Raw genomic sequence first — 25443 nt, forward strand, 5'->3', positions numbered from 1 at the left:
TTTTTCATACTATTCTTATTGTATGAACTACAATCTAAAACTAGAAATAAAAAACCTGACGTCATCCGTCAGGTTCAAAAATAAAACGTATATTAATGAGAAGGAAATGCTTTTTTCTCTTGTAAAATGGCATTATGAGCAATTTTCATTTTAGCAAGCACGTACCGCAATCTATCTTCGGCATTTTCATCTTTATTTTGCTGCAACTCCGCCAAATTCTCTACAGAACTCGCTAAATTTTCAATCACTCCTCGTAGTTCAGGATGATGATTAAAAAAAGATTCTTGCACCAGTACTTTCCTTAAATCACTAGCTAACTCCATAATTCTAGACAACTGTTCTTTTTCTCCCATTTTCATCCCTCCTGAATATCTTATGTATTAGATATTCTCTAACCAAAGAAAAAAGCCCTTTAAATGAAAAGGACTTTTACATTTTTATATTTCCTGTCACAAGCATATAAAGTGATGTAATAGCGGCAATAACAATCGCCCACATCACATATCGCTCTTTGCCTGCAAAACAACGATTCCCTTTTTCTTTTCTTGCAAACATATACACGAGAATCCCAATACCATATACGATTGAAACAAGCAGTAAATTCTTTAAACCAGCTGCGTAAATGAGCCATACAGAATATACAGAAGCAATTAAAGCTAACAAACCATTTTTCACTCTCGCAACTTCCAGCTCTTTCGTAATGACTAATTTCAATTGATATAACGCTGATAATAAGTACGGCAGTAATATAGATGTTGACGCAATAAAATACATAATTTGATATGTCGATTGTGAAAACAGAACGATTATAAATATAGTTTGGGCAACGATATTTGAAATCCACAATGCCATATGCGGCGTTTGTTTCTTATTTGTTTTCGTAAAGACTTTCGGAAACACGCCGTCTTTTCCTGCTACGTGAGAAATTTCAGAAACAAGTAAAAACCAGCCAATTAATGTACCTACAAGTGACGCAACTAATCCAATATTAATTGCCATTGCACCCCATGGCCCAACAACATGTTCTAATACATGTCCCATTGAAGGAGTTTCTAAAACGGAAAGTTCTCCTCGTGTCATTGCTCCCATTGACAGAACAGAAATTAAAATATAAATAGACATTACTAAAATAAGTCCAAGTACTGTCGCTTTTCCAACGTCTCTGCTATTTTTAGCTCTTCCTGATAATACAACTGCTCCTTCAACCCCAATGAACACCCAAAGGGTTACAAGCATTGTATTTTTCACTTGACCTAGTACAGAGGAAACTGAGATAGTTCCTTCGCCCCAAAAGTCATGTGTAAATGTATCCCAGCGAAACGCTGTTACCATCACGACAATAAATAATAAAATCGGAACTAATTTCCCAATCGTTGCGATAACATTCATAATGGAAGCTTCACGAATTCCAAATAAGATAAGAAAATGAAGTGTCCATAATAAAAGCGATGCACCTACGATTGACGCAACATTATTTCCGCCTTTAAAAATTGGGAAGAAGTAACCTAATGTACTAAACAGTAACATAATTGTTGCAACATTTCCTAAAATCCCTGCTAGCCAGTATCCCCAAGCACTGTTAAAACCAATATATTCACCGAATCCAGCTCGTGCATAACTATAAATTCCGCCCTCAAGCTCCGGTTTTTGTCTTGCTAACGTTTGATATACGAGCGCAAGTGGAATCATTCCCATTGCTGTAATACACCAACCAATTATCGTTGCACCACTATTTGCTCCTACTGCTAAATCATGCGGTAAACTAAAAACACCGCCACCAACCATCGTTCCAACTACTAATGCGATTAACGGAAAAAATCCTAACTTCTTTTCTATTTGTACCACCCCATCTGTCATTCTAGGTGTTATGTTCGTTCAACTATTAAAGTCACCTTTTTCTCTAATAGACGTTTCTCTTATATTTTTTCAGGAAAACATTACTTATTCTAAAAGAAAATGAGGAAAAATGGAATACTTTTTTGAAAAAATGTATAAGTATGCACAAAAAAACCGTTCATTTTGTAATGAACGGTCATTTCATACATATAAAATTGTATATTTATTGTAAAATTAACGAAGTAACTTCTCTTTTTGTAAAAATTGTTTTGCGACTTCTTCGCTACTTTTACCATTTACGTTTACTTCATAATTCATTTTTCTCATTTCTTCATCTGTAATCTTTCCAGATAATTTATTTAATACTTTTTCGAGTTCAGGATATTTCTGTAACGTCTCTTTTCTTAATAATGGTGCTCCTTGATAAGGCGGGAATAGTCCTTTATCATCTTTTAACACTTTAAGCCCATATTGCTCCAATTCACTATCTGTTGAATATGCATCGATTACGTTAACATCCCCCGATTGTATTGCACTATAGCGCAGTTTCGGTTCCATCGTTTTAACATTTGAAAACTTATAGTTATATAATTTTTGCATTCCTTTATAACCATCTTCACGATCAGCAAACTCTAATGTAAATCCTACTTTAGCTTCCTGTGCAATTTTTCCTAAATCAGAAATTGTATTTATGTTATTTTGATCTGCTATTTTTTTCGGCATGGCTAGTGCGTATGTATTGTTATACTCCATTGGCTTTAACATAACCATATTATATTTCTTTTCCATTCCAATACGAGCTTGTTCATATACTTCATCACGATTTGTACTTTTCGGCTCTTCTTTCACGAAAGTAGATAAAGCTGTACCTGAAAATTCTGGGTATATATCTACTTCACCTGATTTTAACGCTTCAAATACAAATGCTGTTTTTCCAAGGCCCGGCTTTAATTCCACTTGTAAATCTGTATCCTGCTCAATAAGTTGCTTGTACATTTGAATTAAAATTTCTGGTTCGGATCCAAGTTTGCCGGCAATAACTATGTCTTTCTTTTGGGTATTCCAAAGAAATGGTGCAGCTATCATTACTATAACTATACATATCGTCAATATAACGCGCTTAGAAGAGCGTTTCGGGCTCTCAAGCATGCGAAGTACTATATCAAAGAATAAAGCGAGTAACGCGGCTGGTACGGCCCCTAAAATGATAAGTGCATGGTCATTTCGATCTATGCCTAATAATATGAGCTTACCGAGCCCACCAGCGCCTATTAAAGCAGCTAATGTAGCTGTTCCAACAATTAATACCATTGCTGTACGAATACCAGCCATAATAATTGGCAATGCGAGCGGAAGCTCTACCTTCCATAATCTTTTCCAGCTATTCATCCCCATAGCTCTCGCCGCTTCTATAAGTGATTCATCTAATTCCCGTATTCCTGTATATGTATTTCGTAAAATAGGTAATAGTGCATACACAACTAATGCGATTATAGCTGGCAGTTTTCCAATTCCTACTAACGGAATTAATAGTCCAAGTAAAGCAAGTGAGGGCACTGTCTGCATAACAGCAGAAGTCCCTATAATAAATTCAGCCATTCGTTCTTTTCTCGTTAATATAATGCCGAGCGGCACTGCAATAATTACTGCAAAAAATAGTGAAATAAGCGATATTTGTAAATGCTCACTTAATGCACTTAGCAATTCTATTTTTCTTTCTTGGAACGTTTGAATAAAATCAGTCACTGTTTAGCCTCTTTCCTTCATTTGTTCAACAATATAATTGACAATATGACGACTTGTTAACATACCAACATATTGACCATCTTTTTCAACCGGCACTGATTCTTCAGTTTGTAAGCAGACTAGCGCTTCTTGTAATGACGAATGTAAAGATAAAGCATTCCCTTCAACTCGTATACCATCGTCTAGCGGCAATACCTCTTCTATACTCTTCCCCTCATACCAAGGTCGTCCACGATTTCCAATGAACTCCTCTACAAACTCATTTTTCGGGTTATGTATAATTCCTTCTGGTGTATCTAATTGAACAACTTTTCCTTCTTTCATTACACAAATACGATCACCAAGTGATAAAGCTTCTTGCATATCGTGCGTTACGAACACGATTGTTTTTTGAATTTTTTTTTGCAGTTGTACGATATCCTTCTGGAGCTGCTCCCTACTTAACGGATCTAACGCACTAAATGGTTCGTCCATAAGTACAATTTTCGGGTTTGCGGCTAATGCCCGTACGACACCAACACGTTGTTTCTGCCCCCCCGACAATTCATCTGGCATGCGATCACGATATACATCTGGATCGAGCCCAACCATCTGTAGCAAGTCATCGACACGTGCTTTTATTTCCTTTTTGGTCCATTTTCTCATTTCAGGGACAACTGCAATATTTTCAGCAATTGTCATATGTGGAAACAGCGCAATCTGCTGCAACACGTACCCTATATTCCAACGTAGTTCGTTTATGTTATATTGTTGAATATCTTTTCCATCGATTAAAATTGATCCTTCCGTCGTTTCAATTAAACGGTTAATCATCTTCATTGTCGTTGTTTTCCCGCAACCACTCGGACCAATGAGAACAAAAAATTCTCCTTTTTTAATTTCTAAATGCAATGAATCCACTGCTTTTGTGCCATCTTCATACGCTTTTGACACATGATTAAATTGAATCACAGACACAACTCCTTTCATGTTGTTTCCTTTATTTTGATGGAATATAGCATTCATTTCAAATGATACGCTTTATTATACAAAAAAAGAGCTCTCATTTGAGCTCTAACGGTCGAACAATAATGTTTTCATAATTGCAGCATATTCACGCACATACATTTTTCTCTTAGAACGACTCGGTGTTTCAGCAGCTAAAGCTTCCATCTTTATCCCTAAACGCTTTGCAATTATTTTCGTTCGATATAAATGATACGTATTACTTACAACTACCGCATGCTTTACATCATATAAATCCATACTAAACTTTAAATTTTCATACGTATTTGTAGAGCGGTCTTCAATTAAAATACGATTCTCATCTATACCATGTACCATTAAATAGTTTCTCATACTGTGAGCTTCCGGTATATCTTCATCTTCCCCTTGACCACCTGAAACAATTACTTTCACCTCAGGGTGAGCATGTAAATATTCCAACGCTATATCCAAACGATTTTGAAGAGATAAAGACGGTCTATCTCCAAATAACTTTGCACCTAATATAAGAACGTATGGAGAGTGATTACTCAATGTTTCACGAGCAACTTTATTCATTCGAAACGTCATATAAATGATGTATAGCAGAGGTAGTAATAAGATTATAAGCAAGATCCATTTGTTCATAAATAAGTTAGCACTCCCTTTCTTTTTATTATATAGAAAAAGAAGGGGAGTAAGAAGTGTTTTTTAAACGATGAATTTATTAGACACATTCGCTTCCATTTTACGTTTTGAAATTACATAATAAAAAGCAATTCCTAATGATAGGATCAATATACAGCTTAGTACGTAAAACGGGATCATTACCCCTGCCTTAGATACGCCTGCCGTAAACAACATTAATAATACAATTCGAATTCCTGTACCAATTAATCGAAATAAGCTGTCCACACGTCCCATTACTTCATTTGGGATTTCCTCCATCATCAATACATTTCTCGCCACTCTCGTTCCAGCATTTCCAATCGCATGAAAAATCGCAAGTCCATATAATAACATAATGGAAGGCTCAATAATCATTGCGGTAATTGAAATTACATAAATGAACATCGTCATAACGATTGAAACTTCTGTTTTGACATATTTCATCATGATTGGAATACTTATTCCTGCAAGAACCGCTCCGACACCGTACATCATACCTTCAATTGCGTATACAGAGGCACTAGCTTTGAGTATATCTGAAATATATACTGGGATTAAATAATTTGCCATCATGACACCGATAAACGGCATATAAGTCGCTAGTAAAAACCAAAATAACTTAGGGCGCTTTTTCATAAAGTGAATTCCTTCGAACAATTGCTTCTTAAATGTTACTTTCCCTTTTACTTCTTTTTTCTTTACATATGGTATACATAAGAACAGGAAAAATGCTCCTGCAAAAGTTAACATATCCACTAACAAGATCCATTTCAAAGAAATAATCTCAATTAAAAAGCTAGCAGCTGCACCTGAAATAACTTGCGTTAATTGTCCTTGTATTTCCATTGTGCCACTTAAACTTTTATAATGCTCTGATTGAAATATTTCTTGGTTAAATGCAAATATTGTGGGATAGAATAATAGATAATAGAAAGAACCTGCTATATAAATAATAATGTAATGAATAGAATTGTATGATTGCCCAGCAAATCCCCAAATGGCCATCATTCCTATAATGGCTATCCCGATACCTTCGTTACATAACAATAAAGATTTTCTTGAAAAACGATCTATGCTTTGCCCAATGAATGGTGTTAGTAAAAACATGATGAGAGTTGCAACGATAGAAATATACCCAAACGTTGTCTCTCCCCCACTTTCCTTAATCAATAGCCACGGAATCGTTATCATAACAATCCCAGAGCCAATAGCAGATAAACTATTGGCTCCTAGAATATAATACAAGCGAGAATCATGATAAAGAGAGGACATATCACTCAACTCCTAATTGTTTTTTCACCTCTTTATATACGCTCATATATGCTTTTAATTCTTTAACTAAATCATGAATTAATGGTTTTGCATCTTCTCCAAGTTCACCATCTTGCACATGTAATCCATCAAGTACTACTTGTTTTGGGATTGCATTTGCGTAAACGCCTCTAGCGACAGTGCGCATACTATTTAATGCGTTTATTCCCCCTTTACCTCCTCCAGCAACTGCTAGCAATGCGACAGGTTTATGGATGAATTCACTGCTACTTAAGTAGTCTAAAGAATTTTTCAGCGCTCCGCTCATCGCATTATGATATTCTGGTGTACATAGTACTACTCCATCCGCAGCTTTCACTAAAGCTTTTAATTTTTTTACTGCCTCTAATTCACGTTGTGATTCTTCTCCATTATATAAAGGCAATTCCGCTACTGCTAAATCGTATAACTCCCCTTCAAATTGCTCTGCAATATATTTTGCCACAACGCGAGTTCTACCGAATTTTCTTGGTGTACCGTTAATAACGACTAGTTTCATAATTATTTCTCCCCTTTGTTTTCAAGTTATATTTATATATTATCAGAAATTTCTATACAAAACACAGTAAAAAGAGGGAAAAACTTTCATTAAATAGTATGAGAAATAAAAAAACTCATACTTTCGTATGAGTTTCACAAAACTAATATTCCCTATTTTTTCACAACCTCATGTCCACCGAATTGATTACGAAGTGCAGAAACCACTTTTCCGTGGAATGTATCATCTTCTTGTGAACGGTAACGCATAAATAATGACATAGCGATAACTGGTGCCGCAGCTTGTAATTCAAGCGCAGTTTCAACAGTCCATTTCCCTTCTCCTGAAGAGTTCATTACACCTTTAATGCCATCAAGTTTTGGATCATCTGCAAATGCTTTTTCAGTTAAGTCCATTAACCAACCACGGATAACCGAACCGTTTGCCCATACTTTTGCAACATCTTCATAATTGAAATCAAAATCACTTTTATCTAGTACTTCAAATCCTTCAGCGATTGCTTGCATCATTCCGTATTCAATACCGTTGTGAACCATTTTTAAGAAATGCCCACTACCGACGCGACCTGCATATGAATAACCATTTTCTACTGCTAAATCTTTAAATAAAGGTTCTAGTTGATCATAAATTTCTTTTTCTCCACCAACCATTAAGCAAGCACCGTATCTAGCTCCTTCAACACCGCCTGATGTACCGATATCTACGTAATGTAAGCCAAAGCTTTTCGCTTCTTCAGCTCGGCGCAACGTATCTTTATAGAATGAATTTCCACCTTCAATAACGATATCGCCTTCTTCTAATAATGGATATACATCTTTTAGTACTGACTCAACAACTTCTCCTGCAGGTACCATTACCCAAATTGTACGAGGTGCTTCTAGTTCAGCGATCATTTCTTTTAACGTATGACGTGCAGTAATCCCTAAGTCCCCTGCCTCTTCAACAAGCTCATTATTTACATCGTATACAACTACTTCATGCTTGTCTTCATGTAAGTGTTCAGCTAATGGGAATCCCATTTTTCCTAATCCAATTAAACCTAGTTTCATATTAATCAATCTCCCATTCTATACAAATATATTTAATAACGAAATTAGTCCAAGTGCTACAACAGATAGTATTGTCTCCATCGCAGTCCATGTTAATAATGTTTCTTTCACAGTCATTCCGAAATACTCTTTAATCATCCAAAATCCAGAATCGTTCACATGTGATAATATTAATGACCCAGCACCTGTTGCAAGTGCTAGTAGTTCAACATTTACACCCGGTGTACTTGCTGCAATTGGTGCTACAATTCCAGCTGCTGTCATCATAGAAACAGTAGCAGAGCCCGTCGCGATTCGGATAAGTGCAGCAATTCCCCAACCTAATAATATCGGTGAAATATGCGATTCTTTCGCCATTTCCGCAATTGTAGTTCCGATCCCAGAATCTAATAACACTTTATTAAATGCGCCGCCTGCACCGATAACTAACAGTATGTTTGCAATAGGCCCTAAGCAATCGTTTGTAAATTGTAAGACTTTGTCTTTAGAAAATCCTTTTGCATAGCCAAGACTAAAGAAAGAATATATCATTGCAATTAATAATGCGACTATTGGATCTCCAATAAAGTGCAATACTTGCGCAAGTTGACTCGTTTTGCTTAACGCTACTTCCGCAATGGATGCACCAAGCATAAGAAATACTGGAAGTAAAATAGTAAACAATGTATTTCCGAAACTAGGAAGTTCCTTCTTCTTATCTCTTTCAATAAATTGCTCCGCTATTTCTAATGGTACTTCTTTATGTATACGAGCACCGATCCATTTCCCATAAAGCGGACCTGAAATTATTGCAGTTGGAAGTCCGACAATTAATGCATATAAAATTGTCTTCCCTACATCTGCTTTAAATATACCTACCGCTGCCATTGCTGCTGGATGCGGTGGAACAAGTCCGTGTACAACCGAAAGACCTGCTACTAGCGGAATACCGATTGTAATAAGTGATACCCCTGTTTCTAACGCAATTGTAAATACTAACGGAATTAATAGTACAAATCCAACTTGGAAAAACACCGGAATCCCTACTAAAAATGCAACGAACATCATTGCCCAGTGAACACGCTTTTTCCCAAAACGTCCAATTAATGTGTTTGCAATTCGTTCAGCACCGCCAGACTCAGCCATCATTTTCCCAAGCATTGTTCCTAAAGCTAAAACAATCGCCAAAAACCCTAACGTATTACCAAGACCTAATTTAATAGAATCGATAATCCCTGGATGTTGTGGTGAAGTTCCAATTAAGGGCATCCCCATTGCTAGCCCTACACCGATTGCTGTTAAAATTAACGCGACAAATGGATGCCATTTTACTACCGTAATTAGTAAAAGTAATATGACAACAGCCGCTAGTACAATCCCAACTACCATTTCTCCCAATCCCCCTATTGTTTACGTTGGAAAGCAGCTATACAATCAAATTCTTCTTTCAAACGATTGTAAAGTCGTTCATACATATAAAACATCTCTAAATATAAAGCCGTATTTTCTTTATTCGGTACATGGTGATGGACAATATCAATCCAATCCTTCACCTCTTCAAGAGAATCAATTTTCCCAATTGTATACAAAGCAAGTGCCGCTGCCCCAAGCGCAGATGCTTCATGACTTTCTGGAACAAGCAATTCTTTCCCCATCATGTCAGATAACATTTGTCTCCAAAATGCAGACTTTGCAAAGCCTCCTGAAACACGTATTTCAGTAAGTGGCCCCGTACAATCACGAATGGCAAGTGCAACTGAATACACACTCATACAAACTCCTTCCATGACAGCACGTATGAAATGTTCACGTTTATGCTGAAGGTTAATTCCGAAGAATGTACCACGAGCATTTGCATTCCAGTAGGGTGCACGTTCTCCAGATAGAAACGGTAAAAATAGCAATCCATCTGCTCCAGCTGGTACACTTTCTGCATACTTAATTAATAAATCATAAGGATCAATCCCAAGCTTCTTTGCAACTTCTTGCTCTGGGCTACCAAATTCATCACGTAACCATCTCAGTAATATCCCGCCATTATTAGTTGGCCCACCGATAACCCAGTGCTCATCTGTTAATGCGTAACAAAACGTTCTTCCCTTTTCATCTGTATTGACATTTGATGAAATTGTTCGAACTGCACCACTTGTTCCAATCGTAATTGCAGCTGAACCAGGCGATATTGCACCGACACCCACATTTGCAAGAACACCATCACTTGCACCAATAACAACCGGAGTATCTTCACGAATGCCCATCTTTCGTGCTAATTCCGGTTTCATTCCCGATAAAATATATGTAGTTGGTACAGGTGTTGATAATTGTTCTGGTGACACATTTAACATAGTTAAAACATCTTCATCCCAGTTTAATGTTTCTAAATTAAATAACCCAGTAGCTGATGCAATTGAATGATCAACTACATAGCGTGAGAATAATTGATAAATGACATACTCTTTAATGGAAATAAATTTATGAGCAGTTCTGAATAACTCCGTTTCTTCTTCTTTCATCCACAGTAATTTAGAAAGTGGTGACATCGGATGAATCGGTGTACCAGTTCTTCTATAAATGTCATGACCATTCATTTGTTGTAATAGTTTTTCTGATTGCTTTGTGCTTCGATTATCTGCCCAAATAATAGAGCGCGTTAACGGTGCGCCGTTTTCATCTACTGCAATTAAGGCGTGCATTGCTGTACTAATACCGATTGAAGAAATATCCTCTGGTGACACATTACCCTTTTCAATGGCAACGCTTACAGTTTTATATACAGCAGCACATATTACATCAGGATCTTGCTCCGCCCATCCGACGTTCGGTTGAATGATTGGATAATCAACTGCATGTGAAGCAACGACTTTTCCTTTTTCAGTGAATACAACCGTTTTCGTACTTGTGGTACCGATGTCAATCCCGATTACTCTCCCCCTTGTTTCCATGCGAATCTTCCCTTCGTTTCTAGCAAAATACGATCTAGTAAACCGTTTACATGAATTAGCATATAAAATATTTTTCATAAATCAAGTCACAAAAAGAAAATTTTTTTCAAAATAAAATGTACCCCCCATTTTATTTCACTTATCCATACACATAGAGCGACTAAATCTTTTGTTTAGTATTTGCTGATTCGTTGCACGAAACCAACATCTCTCGTAAGATATTCGGAAATAAAAAGTTTTGAATTTCTCAAGCAAATAATTGTAATTCATTGGATACAGAAATAGACATACAAAAACGCCATCCTTTCCTGTGATTTTACAGAAAGAATAGCGTATTTTGTAACAGGAACATAAAGTTTGACAAATTAATATAGATAAACTCAATAAATGAGCAAAAAGAAAGAGCGTTTTAAAAAAGGATTAATTATTATTTGTATTTCTTGTTCAACTACATAACTCGTTAATTAAACGAGAGACTAGTATACATTAATTATTCAAGTAATGTTTGTAAAGCTGTTTCAATGTCTGTTTCTAAATTATTTCTTGATGTGTCATATAAAGTCCCAGTACTTTTAAAATAACCACCATAGTAATACCATAACTGTATGAAATCTGCATATTCATCATCTTCAACAGTAACATCATTAAAATCTATTATTATTTCAGAACGATATTCTTTTTCTAGACATTTCTCAGAATTTAAGTCTTCTATTTCATCTCCGTCAATATCCCTATTAACCCATATTTTTAGGTTTCGTTTTCCTTTTCTCTCAAATTCATTTATATATTTTTTTTGAAGAACTTTACTATATTCTGATCCTAACCTTTCTAATTCAACTATCTTTCTTTTTAATTCTTCATTTAGCTCACTTTCAGAAATTAAAATGTACCTCTCATCTTCTAAATCATTCTCTTTATCTTTTTTAAATAACCTTTTTAATTTATCAAACATTCTTTCCCCTCCACCTAAAGATAATAATATATAAGTTTTCGTTTTCTCAGCTTGATAGACATAGGGCGTGGCTCCCTACTATCACTTTTTCACCTTGTAAATATATGTTCCATACTATAAAATCTAATAGAATTTATATTTTTCTGAAAAATCAAAAACAAAATATGAACTTTATTGTATAATGTTGTAAAACGATGTCGGAGGGATTTAATGTTATATAAAATATCTCAATTCACAATAAAACTTTCATCAATTCTTTTATCACTCTTACTATTACTAAATTTACCTTATTTATTTATCACTCAACAAGGATTCACTTTTCAACCAATTCATTTTTTTAATCAGATCGTTACTATGTTAAAACAGGTTTTCTCCCCTGAATCATTAGTGGTTATAGGATCAGACCCGAAATTTGGTAGTTTCAAAAAAATACCATTATTTCCAACTGTTTTAGAACCTTACCTCTATTCATTTACTGTATTATTTGTAGCCTTTTTGCTTGCACTCTTTCTATCATCTAGTATGGCATTTTTTTATTTTTTAGCAAAAGATTATATAAAAAAATGGATAAACCGAATTGTATTCATATTAGAAGCTGTCCCTGATATGATGATGATGATTTGTTTGCAAATATTTTTCATATGGGTACTTCAGAAATTCGGGGAATCTCCTGTCACCATTATTTCTTTTAATGAAAATCGAGCTTATTTACTCCCTATTTTATCTTTAGCAGTCTTACCTACATTACAAATGTTTCGGATGATGGTGTTATACATAAAAGAAGAACATGAAAAACATTACGTAGAGGTTGCATATGGAAAAGGACTTTCATCAAGTTATATACTATGCATTCATTTATTCAAAAATATATCTATCCACTTCTTTCACCATTTAAAAACGATTTTTGTTTTCTTACTTTCTAACTTATTCATTTTAGAATTTATTTTTAATATGGAAGGCATTATCCAATTTTTATTTAAGAAGGCGTTTATTTCACCTCCAGCTGCATTTATCATACTTGTTATGATTATTTTACCGTTTTATGCCATTTTTCAAATAATCTCATTCATGATGAATAGATGGCAAAAGCAATTGAAAGGAGCAGCATTATGAAATCTATTTGGAAATCAAAACGATTTTTAATCGGCTTTACTTATTTATTCATACTTGTTTCAGCTAGTTTTATTTATAGTTGGTTCTTTAAAGATAACATCCCAAAACCTCCTCAGTTACTTTACAATGACAATAACGAATTACTTGGAAAGGCCCCCTTTTCGCCATCGTTAATGCCGCCTTTTGGATCTGATCGTTTTGGAGAGTCTGTTTTCTTCCAAATTGTAGAAGGAGCAAAATTCACCATTTTATTAGCCGTGGCAATTAGCTTCTTTCGAATTTTATTCGGAACATGTATAGGAATCCTCTTAAGTTTATACGCTCCAAAATTCAAGAGATTTTTCCAGTCATGCTCAGAAGTTTTTTATTATATTCCAACTCTATTTATCGCATTTATACTCATCACGCCCGTTAATATTGTAATCACATCAAACGCTGATAGATTGGACCCAAATATTTCATTTATGTTTTATCAAGTACTCGTACTTATTTTCGTCGCTCTACCTACACTTTCTTTATATATATCCTCAGAGGTTGATGAATTTATGAAACAAGATTACATTTTAAGTTCTCAATTGCTGGGTGCTAGCCGTTTTCATATTATCAAAAAACACTTACGAGTCTTATTACTTGATCGCTTATTTGTGTTATTCATGGAACATATCGTCCAAACACTCATACTCGTTATCCATTTAGCGTTGCTTAACATTGTAATTGGCGGGATACAAATGCGGGAACTCTATGACGGAGTGCCCAAACCTGTTTCTATATCTAATGATTGGGCAGGTCTTATTGGATTAAATCGTTATGAAATGAATCTTTCATGGTGGATTATTTTTTATACTCTCGTTTCATTCTTTATTACGATTCTTTTTATTAAGCTTATGACAATCGGGATTCAAGATGCACTGAAAGCAAGAGATTCGCAAGTTGTAGCAATTAAAACCGTTCCAGATCATAAAAAATTTGTTGAAAATAAAGATTCTTTTTCGTTTGCAAATAAAGTGAACTTTTAATCATGTCTCATCAATCAAGTATTAATTGGCATTGATATTAGTAGAATATAAAAAAGATGATCCCTATTGAATACGAGGGATCATCTTTTTTATGCCGTCTAACTTTTTTACATGTCCTTTGCTAGACTCATGTTTTGTATATTTAAAGTAAATTATTTACAATCACAATTATGCTGTTTAAAATCGATTACCATACGTCCTTGAATTCTACCTTCTTCCATTTCTTCGAATACATTTTGTACTTTATCTAGAGAACAGGTTTGAACAACCGGCACTACTTTTCCTTCTGCACCGAACATGAATGCCTCCTCTAAGTCCTTACGAGTACCAACTAGAGAACCAACTACTTCAATTCCATCTAATACAAGGCGCGGAATGTTTAAATCCATAGTTTCTACTGGTAAACCTACTGCAACGACTTTACCACAAGCACGTACTGCATCAACTGCTGAATTGAAGGCTACTTTAGAAACGGCTGTTACTACAGCAGCATAAGCACCACCAAACTCATCTTGAACAATCTTATCAGCAGGACCTTGAGAAATTGGATTGATAGTCATATCCGCACCAACCTCTTTTGCTAAGGCTAATTTGTCGTCATTGATATCTACTGCAATTACCTTTGCACCAAATACGTTTTTAGCATATTGGATAGCTAAGTTTCCTAATCCACCACAACCATAGATTACGATAGGTTGACCAGGTTTAATGTCTGATACTTTTATAGCTTTATATGTAGTTACGCCCGCACATGTGATTGATGATGCTTGAGCAGGATCTAATCCTTCTGGTACCTTCACCGCATAATCAGCTGTAACAATACATTGTTCAGCCATACCACCATCTACTGAATAACCAGCATTTTTCACTTCACGGCAGAATGTTTCTCTCCCCGTTACGCAATATTCACAACGTCCACAAGATTGGAACATCCATGCAATACTTACACGGTCACCTATCTTTAGTGAAGTAACATCATCAGCAATTTTAGTAACAATACCTACACCCTCATGACCAAGGATGCGGCCATCGGTGTTTCCGAAATCATGATTCGCAACGTGTAAATCAGTGTGGCAAACTCCACAATACTCTACATCCACTAGCGCTTCACCCGAGTGTAACGGACGTAATTCTTTTTCAATAACTTCAATATTTGCTTTGCTGTTTTTATTAACTACTACTGCTTTCATATGTGATCTCCCCTTTAGTGTTTTAGAGTTTTAATGAGTTTATCTCACAACTACTGTCCTCACTATTTTGGCTAATTATTGTACCAAATTTAAGTGTTCAATCATCATTACAGGTTCATCATAACATGGAATTTCATAAGCTTATTGTAAAATATTGAACAATTTTTGAATTATTAACCAAATATTTTCTTGCTATATTTGAAAGGAAAACTGAAATTCCATCATATTTACATTGAAATTTATCAGGCATTTCTTTTTGGTTTAGATGCAAAGAATATAGGGGTTTAAAAAATATTTTTTAAGCTTGGGAGATTATAAGTAGTATATTTCTATAGACAATTAGAACCCTTAAATCAAGCGAATATATCAACAACTATTCACCAATATAAAAAGCCTTCTATTATTATATTTAGATCATACACTTTAGACTCAATAAAATCAAAGACAGGAACATATTTGTTCCTATCTTTTTATAATGTGGTGGGACCCCGAATCCATTTATTTAAGAAATTTCTAGCACCCCAAAATAAGAAAATGTACATTTTCTTATTTTGGGATATTTGCTTTTCTTAGTTTGATTGTGACGAGCTACACCACGCTAAGCAAAAATACAATAAGCCATCCATTTAGACAGTTTATTCCGATAACTATTCCTCTAACTTCACCAAATAGAAAGAAAAGATGTATTTCCTCGAATAAAATTAGTTTGGATATCACCCCAATGTAAAGACTAAATGACTTTAGTAACTAATTTTGAACTTTCCCTATAATCCCTAATATAGAAACGGAATAATTCGCCAAGTCTTGGACTGATATTGTTTATATTGTTCACCAAACAGCGTAATAAGAATTCTCTCTTCAATTTTTATACGATACGAATACACAAGGAAAAATAAAATAATATTTATGATAATGGCAATGAATGAAGATGAAGATATAGCAAATCCTAAAAAGGTCAAAAAAGACCCTAAATAACCAGGATGGCGAACATATTTATATAGACCGTTTTGAATTAACTTATGTCCCCCTTGCATTCCGACATTCCTACTGTAAAATCTCCCTAAGATTTTCATTGAAGAAAATCTTATCCATACACCAATTAGCCCGATAATAACACCCAAAAACAGCAATGAATTAATCTTATTTACTGTAAAGAAATACATAATCTCTGGAATGGTTAACATCAATGCTAAAACTATTCCGATAAAAAAACTAGAGCCACGATTTTGTTTTTCTTCTTTAACAGGTGAACTTCTATAAAATTCTAATAATAAATACAGAAAAATAGGTAAATATGCTATGAGAAACATAATTCTTTTTCCTTTCAATAAAAGTATCTTATAATCAACTCACTTATTTTTATCAATTAGGTCATGAAATTTGGAGATCCCTTCAGAAATAACTAATTACTCTTCCTTGTTCAATGCCTTTATTTTTGCAAGTAATGGCACAAAATAATCAGAGATTAACTTTTCAATATAGTCTTTAACTTGTTCTAAAATGTAAAGACATGTATATCCCCGATCTAATTTGTCAGTTTTTCGTTCTACTAAATTTTGTTTTTCTAATCGGTCTATTACTAAGCTACTGATGTAACAGGTACCCCCTCTGAATCCACTAGTAGGAAAGCTTTTCTTTTACCAACGTTTATTTTCTTTAACCCTCATTAAAACACTCTCCGAGGCTTTGTCCCCCTCCCAAAAGCCAAACAAACGATTCAAATTCCATATCTACATTATACTAATCGAATTGAATATTCATTCTTTTTATTCATTATGTAAATAAAAAGGATAATCAGCCCCATAATGGACTAACTACCCTATAAGTTATTATCTATATTTAACATTTGAAGAGCCTTTTATATTCGTTTCATTGAAATTGTTTCACGTATACTTTGTAAATTTTGCAATGTTTCTTCTTGGCGTTGTAACGATAACCCAACGTATAAAGTATCTAACAAACTTAACTGTGCTATTCTTGACGAACTTGCTTCTGTACGAAATTCCGTCTCACGCGTCGAAGTATATAGCGTTATATGAGCAAGTTGGCTTAATGCAGATTTTTGATAGCTCGTAATCGCAATAATGCGCGCCCCTCTTGCTTTCGCTACTTCTAATGCTTCAAGTAATCCTTTATTACTGCCCGAATGAGAAATTGCAATGACCACTGCTTCTTTTGTCAGCAAGCCAGCTCCCATAATTTGAAAATGTGAATCCGTATGAGCAATACAAGAAATACCCGTTCTCATAAACTTATGATAAGCATCCATCGCAATAATACCCGAACCACCATTTCCATAAAACTCAATTCGTTTCGCTTCATTCAGCGCACTTACTGCCTGTTCCAACGCGTTATCGTTTAACAAATGTAATGTATCTTGCAGTCCTGTAATATGTGAATGAAAAACTTTTTTAGCAACAGTGACCATATTATCTTCTACCGATACTTCCTCATGAATATTTTGCATCGGGGTATGTACAATCTCACGAGCTAATGTAATTTTCAGGTCTTGAAACCCTTGAAAACCTAGGTGTTTGCATAAGCGGAATATCGTTGCTTCAGAACTATTCGTAACCTCCGCTAACTCCGTAATCGATTTATGTACAACATCTTGTGGATGTTTCAAAATATGTTCGGCAATACTTCGTAATTTCGGTGATAAACCATTTAACGAAGCCTGAATCTTTCCAATCCCACTTTTTGTACCAGGCATATCGTATCTTCCCCTTCCATAGTAGCTATATTGTACCTAATAATCGAAAGAAGAAACACCTTTATTTAGCGATTTTATTCGCTCCTATGTATTCTACCGTAACATATGACACAATTATTCATACTTATTTCTAGTTTTCCCCATGCTTTACTGCGTATAATGCAGCTTGTGTACGGTCATCTACTTCTAATTTGGCCAATACGTTAGAAACGTGTGTTTTCACAGTTTGTTCTGTAATATGAAGCTCTGCTGCAATCTCCTTATTGCTTCTTCCTTTCGCAATTTCACGAAGTACTTCTTGCTCCCTTCTCGTTAACATAGAAAAAGGATTCTCTTTTTCTTTCTTGACTGCTGACCGTCCTAATAGTGCAGGTGTTACTTTCGGATGAAAATTTGCATTCCCTTGATATACCGCAACGATTGACGCAACAAGTTGATCTGGCTGCACTTCTTTTAATTGATAACCATCTGCTCCAGCTTCTATTGCTGGTAAAACATAATCTTGTTCTGAAAAACTACTGAGCATAAGTATCTTTATCGTCTCATCATATTGTTTTATACGTTTTGTCGCTTCAATACCATCCATTTTCGGCATTGATAAATCCATTAATACTACATCTGGCCTTTCTGTTTGGACGAATGTTAATGCTTCTTCACCATTTTCTGCTTCCCCAATAATTTCAAATTCTTCTCTCGTCTTCAAAAAAAATACAAGTCCCCTTCGAACGATATGATGATCTTCTACAAGTAATAATTTAATTTTCACAGACGTTCTCCCTCTCAAACCGGTAATTGAATTTCTATCTTCGTTCCCTTTTCTGGTTCTGTTTTTATTCGAAAAATTCCCCTCATTAATTCAATTCGTTCTTTCATACTTTTCAAACCAAGTGCGGACTCTCTTACTTGATCCTGTATAAATCCTATTCCGTTATCTTCTATGTAAAAGTGCAGCTTATTATCTTCAATCCTTAAATGAACACATACTTTTTCACACGAAGCATGCTTTTTACAATTATGTAATGCCTCTTGGCTTATACGCCATAAAACTTCTTCTATTTCATCTTCAATTAAAACCATTCCATCAATTCGAACTTCCACTTGAATCCCTAACAGTTTTCCGTAATTTTGTATCGCTTCTGCTAAACCCTTCTCTAATCCTTCAGGCCTTAATTGCCAAATCAAAAGTGTCATCTCTTGTAATGCTTCCTGTGATAATTCTCCAATATAACTTAACATCTCTTGCAAGTCTCTATCCTTCGTCATATTTAGAGTCCCTTTCGCCGTTAGCATAATTGAAAATAACAATTGTTTAACGGAATCATGTAGGTCACGTGCAAGTCGATTTCTTTCAGCTACAACTACATATTTCCGTTCTTTCTCAACTAATTGAATACGTTGTATGGTCGTTCCAATTTGAAATGCAATCGCTTCTAATAACGCTAACTCTTCCTCAGAAAAATGTGTTTTATGGGGCGAGGCAACATTTAATAGACCAAATTTCTCTGATCCAGATCTTAGTGGGATTGTCGCATGATGTGTAACATCTTCGGTCTCTCCCCAATTACATTCAATCGCATCCTCTATTCGTTTACATTCAATAATATTTGTCGCTTTTTCCAATCTTCCATTCACAAAACGTTCTACACACCAACAATCTCCTTCACACATCGGCTTCTTTTCTTGCCAAGTAAGAGCTGGTGGTAAGTTTTGGTCTACAAGCATACGATGCTTTCCACTTTCATCAATAAAGAATATCCAGCCTGTTTGTAAATTCATAACTTGTAATAATGTATGTAACACTTTTTCTAACATTTCCTGTAAGTTTGTCGCTTCATTCAGTAACTCAGCAATTTTTTTTAATGCTTCTAAACGATGCATCTCTTTTTCATCTATGTTCATTCTCATCACCAACTATCATTATAACATTAAGAAATTTCTAAATACTATAAACAAAAAAAGAACTGAATTCCTTCGGCTCTTTTTCAGGAGATATCCCATACAGTTCATTCAAATCCAAATTCTAAATAAAAACAGAAATCAGCTAATTTTCTTTAACTGTCTGATAAAGATTGTCCTCTATGAATATGCTGTAAACTTTCAGTGTTAACGAACATATTCGCTGCTGGCATTTGCACTTGATTTTTATGGAACATAGACATTAATTCAAACCTTACTTGTCTAGAAGTTTCAAAATAATCTTCCGGTTTAATCAAACCTGTAATACAAAATTCATATCCAACATATTTAAGGTTAGGATTTAAGTCTGTAACTCCAACATATTTAAATGGTTCAACAGCTTCATCATCTACTCTATAAAGATTTTGGTCCGATTTTTCATTACAAATAACACATACTTCTTCTAACAATTCCTTAACTCTTGTAGGATCTTCCTGATAACTTACCGTGATGCGTTCAATAACTCGCATCCACCCTTTATTAAAATTCTGTATCGTTCTAATCTCTCCATGTGGTATGGTAAGGAGTTTCCCTGACCATTCACGAATTTGCATAAAACGAATACTAATTTCCTCAATAGTTCCTGAATTTGTTCCGTTAAAAGTTACAAAATCGCCAACACGAAACTCTTTGTCCGCTAATCTTGCGAAGCCTAATATGACATCTTTTAGCATCTGTTGTGCAGCAAAACCGATGACAACTCCCGCTATCCCTGCACCTGCAATAATACTTTTTATATCTACAAATTGACTAATTAAATATATGATCAGACTGATGATAATGATATATCTAAAAATAGATCGAATAACACTTTGAATCGTCTGCTCTACCTCTTCATCAAAAAAGCTTGATTTTTTAAAAAACCAATCAATAATGCGATTTATGACAAAAGAAATAATAATAAGAACTAAAGCAAATAGTAAAAACCTTAAAAGTAAAAACTCCCTTACATAATTAAAAAACTCCTCAGTATACGTTAATAAACTCATCCATCCACTTCCTTACTAATGAAAATTTCATGCAAAGCTGCTTTATTGTAAATACGCATTTATCATCTCAACACTTGTTTTCAGAACATCTTTTCTCCTGACCTTAAATCATACTTTCTTAACTATGTATTTGTATTCATTGTTCATCTTCAACAATATAATCCTTTCATCAATCTTTCAACTTCAGATGTCCTTTTCTATTCACTATAAATATACCCTTTTTAATACCCTAAAGGGAGATTACAATAGAATTTTTTATAAAGTGAAACTTTAATCAGTGGGGGTTTTGTTCATCTCCCACTGATTATTAGCCCTCACCAATCGGGCATTTACGGGCAGCAGGGCTTCCACCTAACTTCTTTGCTCCAGTCGAATTTTGAGGTAAAAGTTTTACTGCCCACAAATAGCGGGATAAACGACTTTCTTTTAAATCCGCAATACTCACTTCATTACAAGGAACATATTCATATGACACCGAATAGTTCATTTGAATATATTTTTACTCGCGGAGGTTACTAACAATGGGATATATTGAAGAGCTAAGAAAAGTTGTTGGATCAAGATCACTCAATTTAGCTGGAGTAGCTGTTTTCAATGAACAAGGATAAATATTACAGAATTTACATGTGGCTTGTTAAAAGCAGACGGAGTTGAATCATTGCATGTACAATTTTTCGATTTAAACCGACTACCAGAAAAAATTAGTCCGTTCATTAAAAAGTTAATTCAAAAACAAGTTGTTTCTATATAAATGTAAAAAAGAGGCCTTTTCGAAGGCCTCTTTTTTCACTTCACTTCTGCATTTAAACAAGATTTAAAATGTCCAAGCGCATATTCATGTCCTTGCGCATTAAAAGATGCAACCGCCTTTTCATAAACGACAATTTTAAATCCTTTATTATAAGCATCTACTGCTGTATGAAGAACACAGATATCGGTACAAACACCTACAAGATGAACTTCTTCTATTCCTCGTTCTCTTAACTTCATCTCTAAATCTGTTCCAGCAAATGCACTGTATCGTGTTTTGTCCATGTAATATACATTCTCAGCATTTTTATATTTTTCGTATACATCTTGTAATTCACCGAATAAGTCTCTTCCATTTGTATCTGCTATATTATGAGGCGGAAACAATTTGGCTTCAGGATGATATACATCATTGTCTTCATGTTTATCGATCGCAAACACTACATAATCTCCATCTTCAATATACTTCTTCGTTACATGCACAAGTTCTTTCTCAATTTCTTGACCTGGCTTCCCGCAAGTTAAAGCACCTTTTTCAGCTACAAAATCATATGTATAGTCGATATTAATAAGAGCTCGTTTCATTACTACTATCTCTCCTTCTTCTGTTTCACAGTAAACAATAGAAAATTTGTTATTACGACATCGTATGTACTATTCGACATTTCAAATGAAATCCCTACATTTCCAACTCAATACTTACCTTAATCCGAGCTTATCATGAAATCGGTACACAATGACAAAACATACAGCTCCTATTAGCATGTCATGGATTTGATAATTGAGCGTCATTTGAATAACCTCTTGTATAGTAAGCCAAACTACTGACATTATCATACTAATCAAAAAGATACGAACAAACCGATTCACATCATCAACCACTTTCTCTGTCGTAGTAGTAAAGAGTAATTTCTTACTATTCATTCGTACTAGAAAGTGAAACATATTATTCTCAACAACCTAATTCTATCCAAATTAAAAAGTACACTACCACTTTAAGTAATGTACTTTTTATCCATAATTAAGACGCAGGCTTCGTTTCAAACGTCGCTTGATTAAAGCTAATGACTTTTCCTTTCGGGTCATTGTTTTCAAACTGAGCTGCGGTAATCGTATGACTACCTGTCTCAAGCATTTTTTCTTTTAATTGCACTGTTGTCTGTGTTGTACTAGTTACTTGATGTTTATCTGCAAATATTTGATCTACAAATACAAATGTTTCTTTATCGTTTTGAAAATTAGAAAGTTCTAACTCGACTTGCTGAATTAAAGTATCTTTTTTGATAAATACAGTCGGTATATTTCCATTTTCAGAAGTACCATCTGGTGTAATGACTTTTACTTTCCCTTCTCCAACTGGTATTGCCCCTTCAGGAAATACAACCATATTCTCATCACTTGCATTTACAATTTGTTCTTCCTGATTTGACTGTGCATCCTCTTTTTCCTTTGGAGCACCACAGCCTACTAATAACAATACAGACAATCCAGCGATTATGAATTTTTTCAAAATTCATCCCCCCTGTAATTTCATTATACTTTATTATACAAAAATAATTTATTAATTTTAAAACTAGTTTTCAACACTTTCATGAACAAACATAAGCTTGCTCACGATTACTGTACCATACTTTCATTTTAAGAACATTAATTTTTTTTAAGAAATAAATAGTAATTCCACTCTATTCATCATTTTAGCCCAATTCACTAAAGAAATATCCATTCAAAATAAAAAGACATTGTTTAAATTATATTTAGGTAATGTACCTCAAAGACAATAAAACCAAAGGTGTGGACATATTATACATGTACAATATGTCCACGCCTTTTTTATTGGGATAGCACCAACATAACGCGGATTCTGTACGTTAAGATAAATATTGTAAATATTAAATGTGATATAATTGGAGAAAAAAATGTAGGGGGTCCTTAGTGGAGATAAGAAAATATAATTCTGATGACATCAAACAATTTACAGATTTAATTCCAGATTTTGGTTACCCTAGTTCATTAGATGAAATGAAAGTAAGAATGAAACGTATCGAATCCAATCCAAATTATTACACCTTTGTTGCAATAAATGATAATAACTTAGTAGGGATGGTAGGAATAACAATTCATACAACGTACACAAACAATGATGAAATGATTCAAATAACATCGCTAGTTACAAAGAAAGAATATCGCGGCCAAGGTATTGCGAAAGCATTGATTAAATATGTGGAAGAATGGTCTTTGAAAAGAGGTTCTGATTTTATTTATCTTCTAAGTGGAAAAAGTGAAAAGAGGATAAAGGCACACGAACTATATAAATTCCTTGGTTACGAGATAACAGGTTATAGGTTTGTAAAGCGTATGAATAAATAGATATTATTTAACAATTGAGTGCATTTGTTAAATAATTAAATCCCAATTTCTTATGTATTTAACTGAGAGATTGGGATTTTTTATACTGGATATCCTTAGCGTGCGAAATTTGCGTTTTCAATGGATTGGTGCCTCTAATCAACGATTCATTCAAATGTTCAATGATGCAAGACCAAAAGCTTTTACATCTATCAATTCGATTATAAAAGTGGAAGAGGATTTGAAACGAATTGCCGAAAAATTCCGTACTGCAGATGCTTCATATGACGAAAATCTTGAAGAAGGAGCAATGTGTGGTCCGTTAAATAGTGAGAAAAAAGATGAATCTTTACGTGACAAAGTTTGGCATGGTCTCAAAGAAACTTATGAAGATCTTAGTAAAGTAAAAAATTCAGATGAGTCTTTATATGATAAATTTAAACATGGTATCGATGCAGCGTATAAAGATGTGAATAAAATAAAAGACGCTATAGATGATGAAATTGAATCTACTTTTGAAAAAGCTGGATTAGGTGTCTCTTATCACTTTAAAAAGGGAATAGGCGACGCTATAGGTGATGAATTATTAGGACTTGCAGATGCAGTTATCCATCCGATTGACACATTTAATAACACGATTGAAGCCGTTTCTCACCCAGTCGATACGTTCAATGCGATAAAACAAACAATTTCTGATTCTTGGAATCGTGATGTTACCAATGGTAACTCGTATAGTAGTGCAGAATGGTATGGAAGCGCGACTGGTCATACTATATTGGCTGTTGGACAACTATTCGTAGGAACAAAAGGCGTGGATAAAATCGCAATGTTGAAACCTGGCACAAAATTATCTGAGATTTCACTAACCGCTAATCAAAGCTTGCAAGACGCTGCGTCCTTATTCAATCGTAATCACAATGAGTTTGCTTTAGCTGGCGGAAATAATATACGCTCTGCATTTGATACACCTGATTTTAGAAAAGCTGAAGAAAAACTATCGACTCATCAGTTTGCTAAAGACGAGTCTGGTTCTAGCGGAAATAATCCTGTTAATGAAAATCATACTTCATCACTCTCTACTAGCGAAATCATATCTAGTTTACAAGAAACTGAGAATTTCCGGTCAAACTCACTTAAACATATCCTTGAAATCGGACGAATTGTAACGGAATTAGAACAAGCCCCCTAAGAAACGGTCTTGTTCCTTGTTTTCTTTGATCAACTATTACAACGGAGACTCAAATAAATCATCTTGCTGTAACATCTTTAACTGCATCGGAAATACGGTCAACTGCTGCTTTTCCAGCATCTTCAACAACATCAATTGCATTTTGTACTGTATCGCCTGCCACTTCAATCCCACGTTTTGTTTTGTTACGTCCTTGGTCAATGGCAGATTGATTTCGATTTTGCTCAGTCATTTT

The 25443-nt window shown here is 34.6% G+C and carries 25 protein-coding genes and 2 pseudogenes; 5 read left to right on the forward strand and 22 right to left on the reverse strand.

Annotation, left to right across the window (positions count from 1 at the left end; all coding sequences use genetic code 11):
• Window positions 1–92 precede the first annotated feature (92 nt).
• From SJY24_RS19220 to SJY24_RS19270, 11 genes are all read right to left on the reverse strand, one after another.
• The gene (locus tag SJY24_RS19220) at window positions 93–353 is read right to left on the reverse strand and encodes a hypothetical protein (protein WP_000504036.1); all 261 of its coding nucleotides are present in this window, start codon (window positions 351–353) and stop codon (window positions 93–95) included.
• 76 nt (window positions 354–429) lie between these two features.
• Complete coding sequence (locus tag SJY24_RS19225) at window positions 430–1857, reverse strand: basic amino acid/polyamine antiporter (RefSeq protein ID WP_000129456.1); 1428 nt, start codon at window positions 1855–1857, stop codon at window positions 430–432.
• A 213-nt stretch (window positions 1858–2070) separates the two neighbouring features.
• Complete coding sequence (locus SJY24_RS19230) at window positions 2071–3582, reverse strand: ABC transporter permease/substrate-binding protein (RefSeq protein WP_377865811.1); 1512 nt, start codon at window positions 3580–3582, stop codon at window positions 2071–2073.
• Window positions 3583–3585: 3 nt separating this feature from the next.
• Complete coding sequence (locus SJY24_RS19235) at window positions 3586–4533, reverse strand: ABC transporter ATP-binding protein (protein WP_377865812.1); 948 nt, start codon at window positions 4531–4533, stop codon at window positions 3586–3588.
• A 102-nt stretch (window positions 4534–4635) separates the two neighbouring features.
• The gene (locus SJY24_RS19240) at window positions 4636–5193 is read right to left on the reverse strand and encodes a YdcF family protein (protein ID WP_377865813.1); all 558 of its coding nucleotides are present in this window, start codon (window positions 5191–5193) and stop codon (window positions 4636–4638) included.
• Between the two features lie 63 nt (window positions 5194–5256).
• Window positions 5257–6486 (reverse strand): MFS transporter, encoded by a 1230-nt coding sequence (locus SJY24_RS19245; RefSeq protein ID WP_377865814.1) that lies wholly within the window; start codon window positions 6484–6486, stop codon window positions 5257–5259.
• Between the two features lies 1 nt (window position 6487).
• The gene (locus SJY24_RS19250) at window positions 6488–7024 is read right to left on the reverse strand and encodes an NADPH-dependent FMN reductase (RefSeq protein ID WP_071745885.1); all 537 of its coding nucleotides are present in this window, start codon (window positions 7022–7024) and stop codon (window positions 6488–6490) included.
• A gap of 152 nt (window positions 7025–7176) precedes the next feature.
• On the reverse strand, window positions 7177–8073 hold the full coding sequence (gene gnd / locus SJY24_RS19255; RefSeq protein ID WP_377865815.1) for a phosphogluconate dehydrogenase (NAD(+)-dependent, decarboxylating): 897 nt from the start codon (window positions 8071–8073) through the stop codon (window positions 7177–7179).
• Window positions 8074–8091: 18 nt separating this feature from the next.
• Entirely contained in the window at window positions 8092–9441 is a 1350-nt protein-coding gene (locus SJY24_RS19260; RefSeq protein ID WP_377865816.1) for a GntP family permease, read from the reverse strand.
• Window positions 9442–9455: 14 nt separating this feature from the next.
• A complete protein-coding gene (gene gntK / locus SJY24_RS19265) occupies window positions 9456–10994 on the reverse strand; it encodes a gluconokinase (protein ID WP_377865818.1) in 1539 nt (512 codons plus the stop codon).
• A 490-nt stretch (window positions 10995–11484) separates the two neighbouring features.
• Window positions 11485–11946: a hypothetical protein gene (locus tag SJY24_RS19270; RefSeq protein ID WP_098219481.1), complete on the reverse strand. Its 462-nt coding sequence runs from the start codon at window positions 11944–11946 to the stop codon at window positions 11485–11487.
• 210 nt (window positions 11947–12156) lie between these two features.
• Between SJY24_RS19270 and SJY24_RS19275 the strand changes: the two genes are divergently transcribed.
• A complete protein-coding gene (locus SJY24_RS19275; protein WP_377865819.1) occupies window positions 12157–13059 on the forward strand; it encodes an ABC transporter permease subunit in 903 nt (300 codons plus the stop codon).
• Window positions 13056–14075: an ABC transporter permease gene (locus SJY24_RS19280; RefSeq protein WP_377865820.1), complete on the forward strand. Its 1020-nt coding sequence runs from the start codon at window positions 13056–13058 to the stop codon at window positions 14073–14075. The genes SJY24_RS19275 and SJY24_RS19280 overlap by 4 nt, the downstream gene beginning before the upstream one ends.
• A gap of 152 nt (window positions 14076–14227) precedes the next feature.
• Here the strand turns inward: SJY24_RS19280 and adhP are convergent, their stop codons facing one another.
• From adhP to SJY24_RS19315, 7 genes are all read right to left on the reverse strand, one after another.
• Window positions 14228–15265, reverse strand: a complete 1038-nt coding sequence (gene adhP, locus SJY24_RS19285; RefSeq protein WP_000649117.1) for an alcohol dehydrogenase AdhP — start codon at window positions 15263–15265, stop codon at window positions 14228–14230.
• 773 nt (window positions 15266–16038) lie between these two features.
• The gene (locus tag SJY24_RS19290; protein WP_377865822.1) at window positions 16039–16575 is read right to left on the reverse strand and encodes a methyltransferase family protein; all 537 of its coding nucleotides are present in this window, start codon (window positions 16573–16575) and stop codon (window positions 16039–16041) included.
• Window positions 16576–17123: 548 nt separating this feature from the next.
• Window positions 17124–17978, reverse strand: a complete 855-nt coding sequence (locus tag SJY24_RS19295) for a MurR/RpiR family transcriptional regulator (RefSeq protein WP_377865824.1) — start codon at window positions 17976–17978, stop codon at window positions 17124–17126.
• 130 nt (window positions 17979–18108) lie between these two features.
• On the reverse strand, window positions 18109–18744 hold the full coding sequence (locus tag SJY24_RS19300; protein WP_000694636.1) for a response regulator: 636 nt from the start codon (window positions 18742–18744) through the stop codon (window positions 18109–18111).
• Window positions 18745–18758: 14 nt separating this feature from the next.
• Window positions 18759–19877: a GAF domain-containing sensor histidine kinase gene (locus SJY24_RS19305; protein WP_483861726.1), complete on the reverse strand. Its 1119-nt coding sequence runs from the start codon at window positions 19875–19877 to the stop codon at window positions 18759–18761.
• A 152-nt stretch (window positions 19878–20029) separates the two neighbouring features.
• The gene (locus SJY24_RS19310) at window positions 20030–20923 is read right to left on the reverse strand and encodes a mechanosensitive ion channel family protein (protein ID WP_377865826.1); all 894 of its coding nucleotides are present in this window, start codon (window positions 20921–20923) and stop codon (window positions 20030–20032) included.
• Window positions 20924–21230: 307 nt separating this feature from the next.
• Window positions 21231–21398 carry a hypothetical protein gene (locus SJY24_RS19315; protein ID WP_377865828.1) on the reverse strand — a complete coding sequence of 56 codons (168 nt, stop codon included), beginning with the start codon at window positions 21396–21398 and terminating at the stop codon, window positions 21231–21233.
• 46 nt (window positions 21399–21444) lie between these two features.
• Here SJY24_RS19315 and SJY24_RS19320 point away from each other — a divergent pair.
• A pseudogene (locus SJY24_RS19320) lies at window positions 21445–21674 on the forward strand (hypothetical protein).
• A gap of 35 nt (window positions 21675–21709) precedes the next feature.
• On the opposite strand, the gene SJY24_RS19325 reads toward SJY24_RS19320, so the two are convergent.
• From SJY24_RS19325 to SJY24_RS19335, 3 genes are all read right to left on the reverse strand, one after another.
• Window positions 21710–22258 carry a cysteine hydrolase family protein gene (locus SJY24_RS19325; protein WP_061673900.1) on the reverse strand — a complete coding sequence of 183 codons (549 nt, stop codon included), beginning with the start codon at window positions 22256–22258 and terminating at the stop codon, window positions 21710–21712.
• Window positions 22259–22372: 114 nt separating this feature from the next.
• A complete protein-coding gene (locus tag SJY24_RS19330; RefSeq protein ID WP_016129303.1) occupies window positions 22373–22618 on the reverse strand; it encodes a hypothetical protein in 246 nt (81 codons plus the stop codon).
• A gap of 76 nt (window positions 22619–22694) precedes the next feature.
• Window positions 22695–23183: a putative periplasmic lipoprotein gene (locus tag SJY24_RS19335; protein WP_377865829.1), complete on the reverse strand. Its 489-nt coding sequence runs from the start codon at window positions 23181–23183 to the stop codon at window positions 22695–22697.
• Window positions 23184–23605: 422 nt separating this feature from the next.
• Between SJY24_RS19335 and SJY24_RS19340 the strand changes: the two genes are divergently transcribed.
• Window positions 23606–24040, forward strand: coding sequence for a GNAT family N-acetyltransferase (locus tag SJY24_RS19340; RefSeq protein WP_377865831.1), 435 nt, complete (start codon window positions 23606–23608; stop codon window positions 24038–24040).
• Window positions 24041–24140: 100 nt separating this feature from the next.
• A pseudogene (locus tag SJY24_RS19345) lies at window positions 24141–25016 on the forward strand (WXG100 family type VII secretion target); the annotation flags it as partial.
• A 250-nt stretch (window positions 25017–25266) separates the two neighbouring features.
• Here the strand turns inward: SJY24_RS19345 and SJY24_RS19350 are convergent.
• Window positions 25267–25440 carry a hypothetical protein gene (locus SJY24_RS19350; protein ID WP_377865832.1) on the reverse strand — a complete coding sequence of 58 codons (174 nt, stop codon included), beginning with the start codon at window positions 25438–25440 and terminating at the stop codon, window positions 25267–25269.
• Between the last annotated feature and the right edge of the window lie 3 nt (window positions 25441–25443).

This window comes from Bacillus sp. R86525 (assembly GCF_042466195.1).
GTDB lineage: Bacteria > Bacillota > Bacilli > Bacillales > Bacillaceae_G > Bacillus_A > Bacillus_A nitratireducens.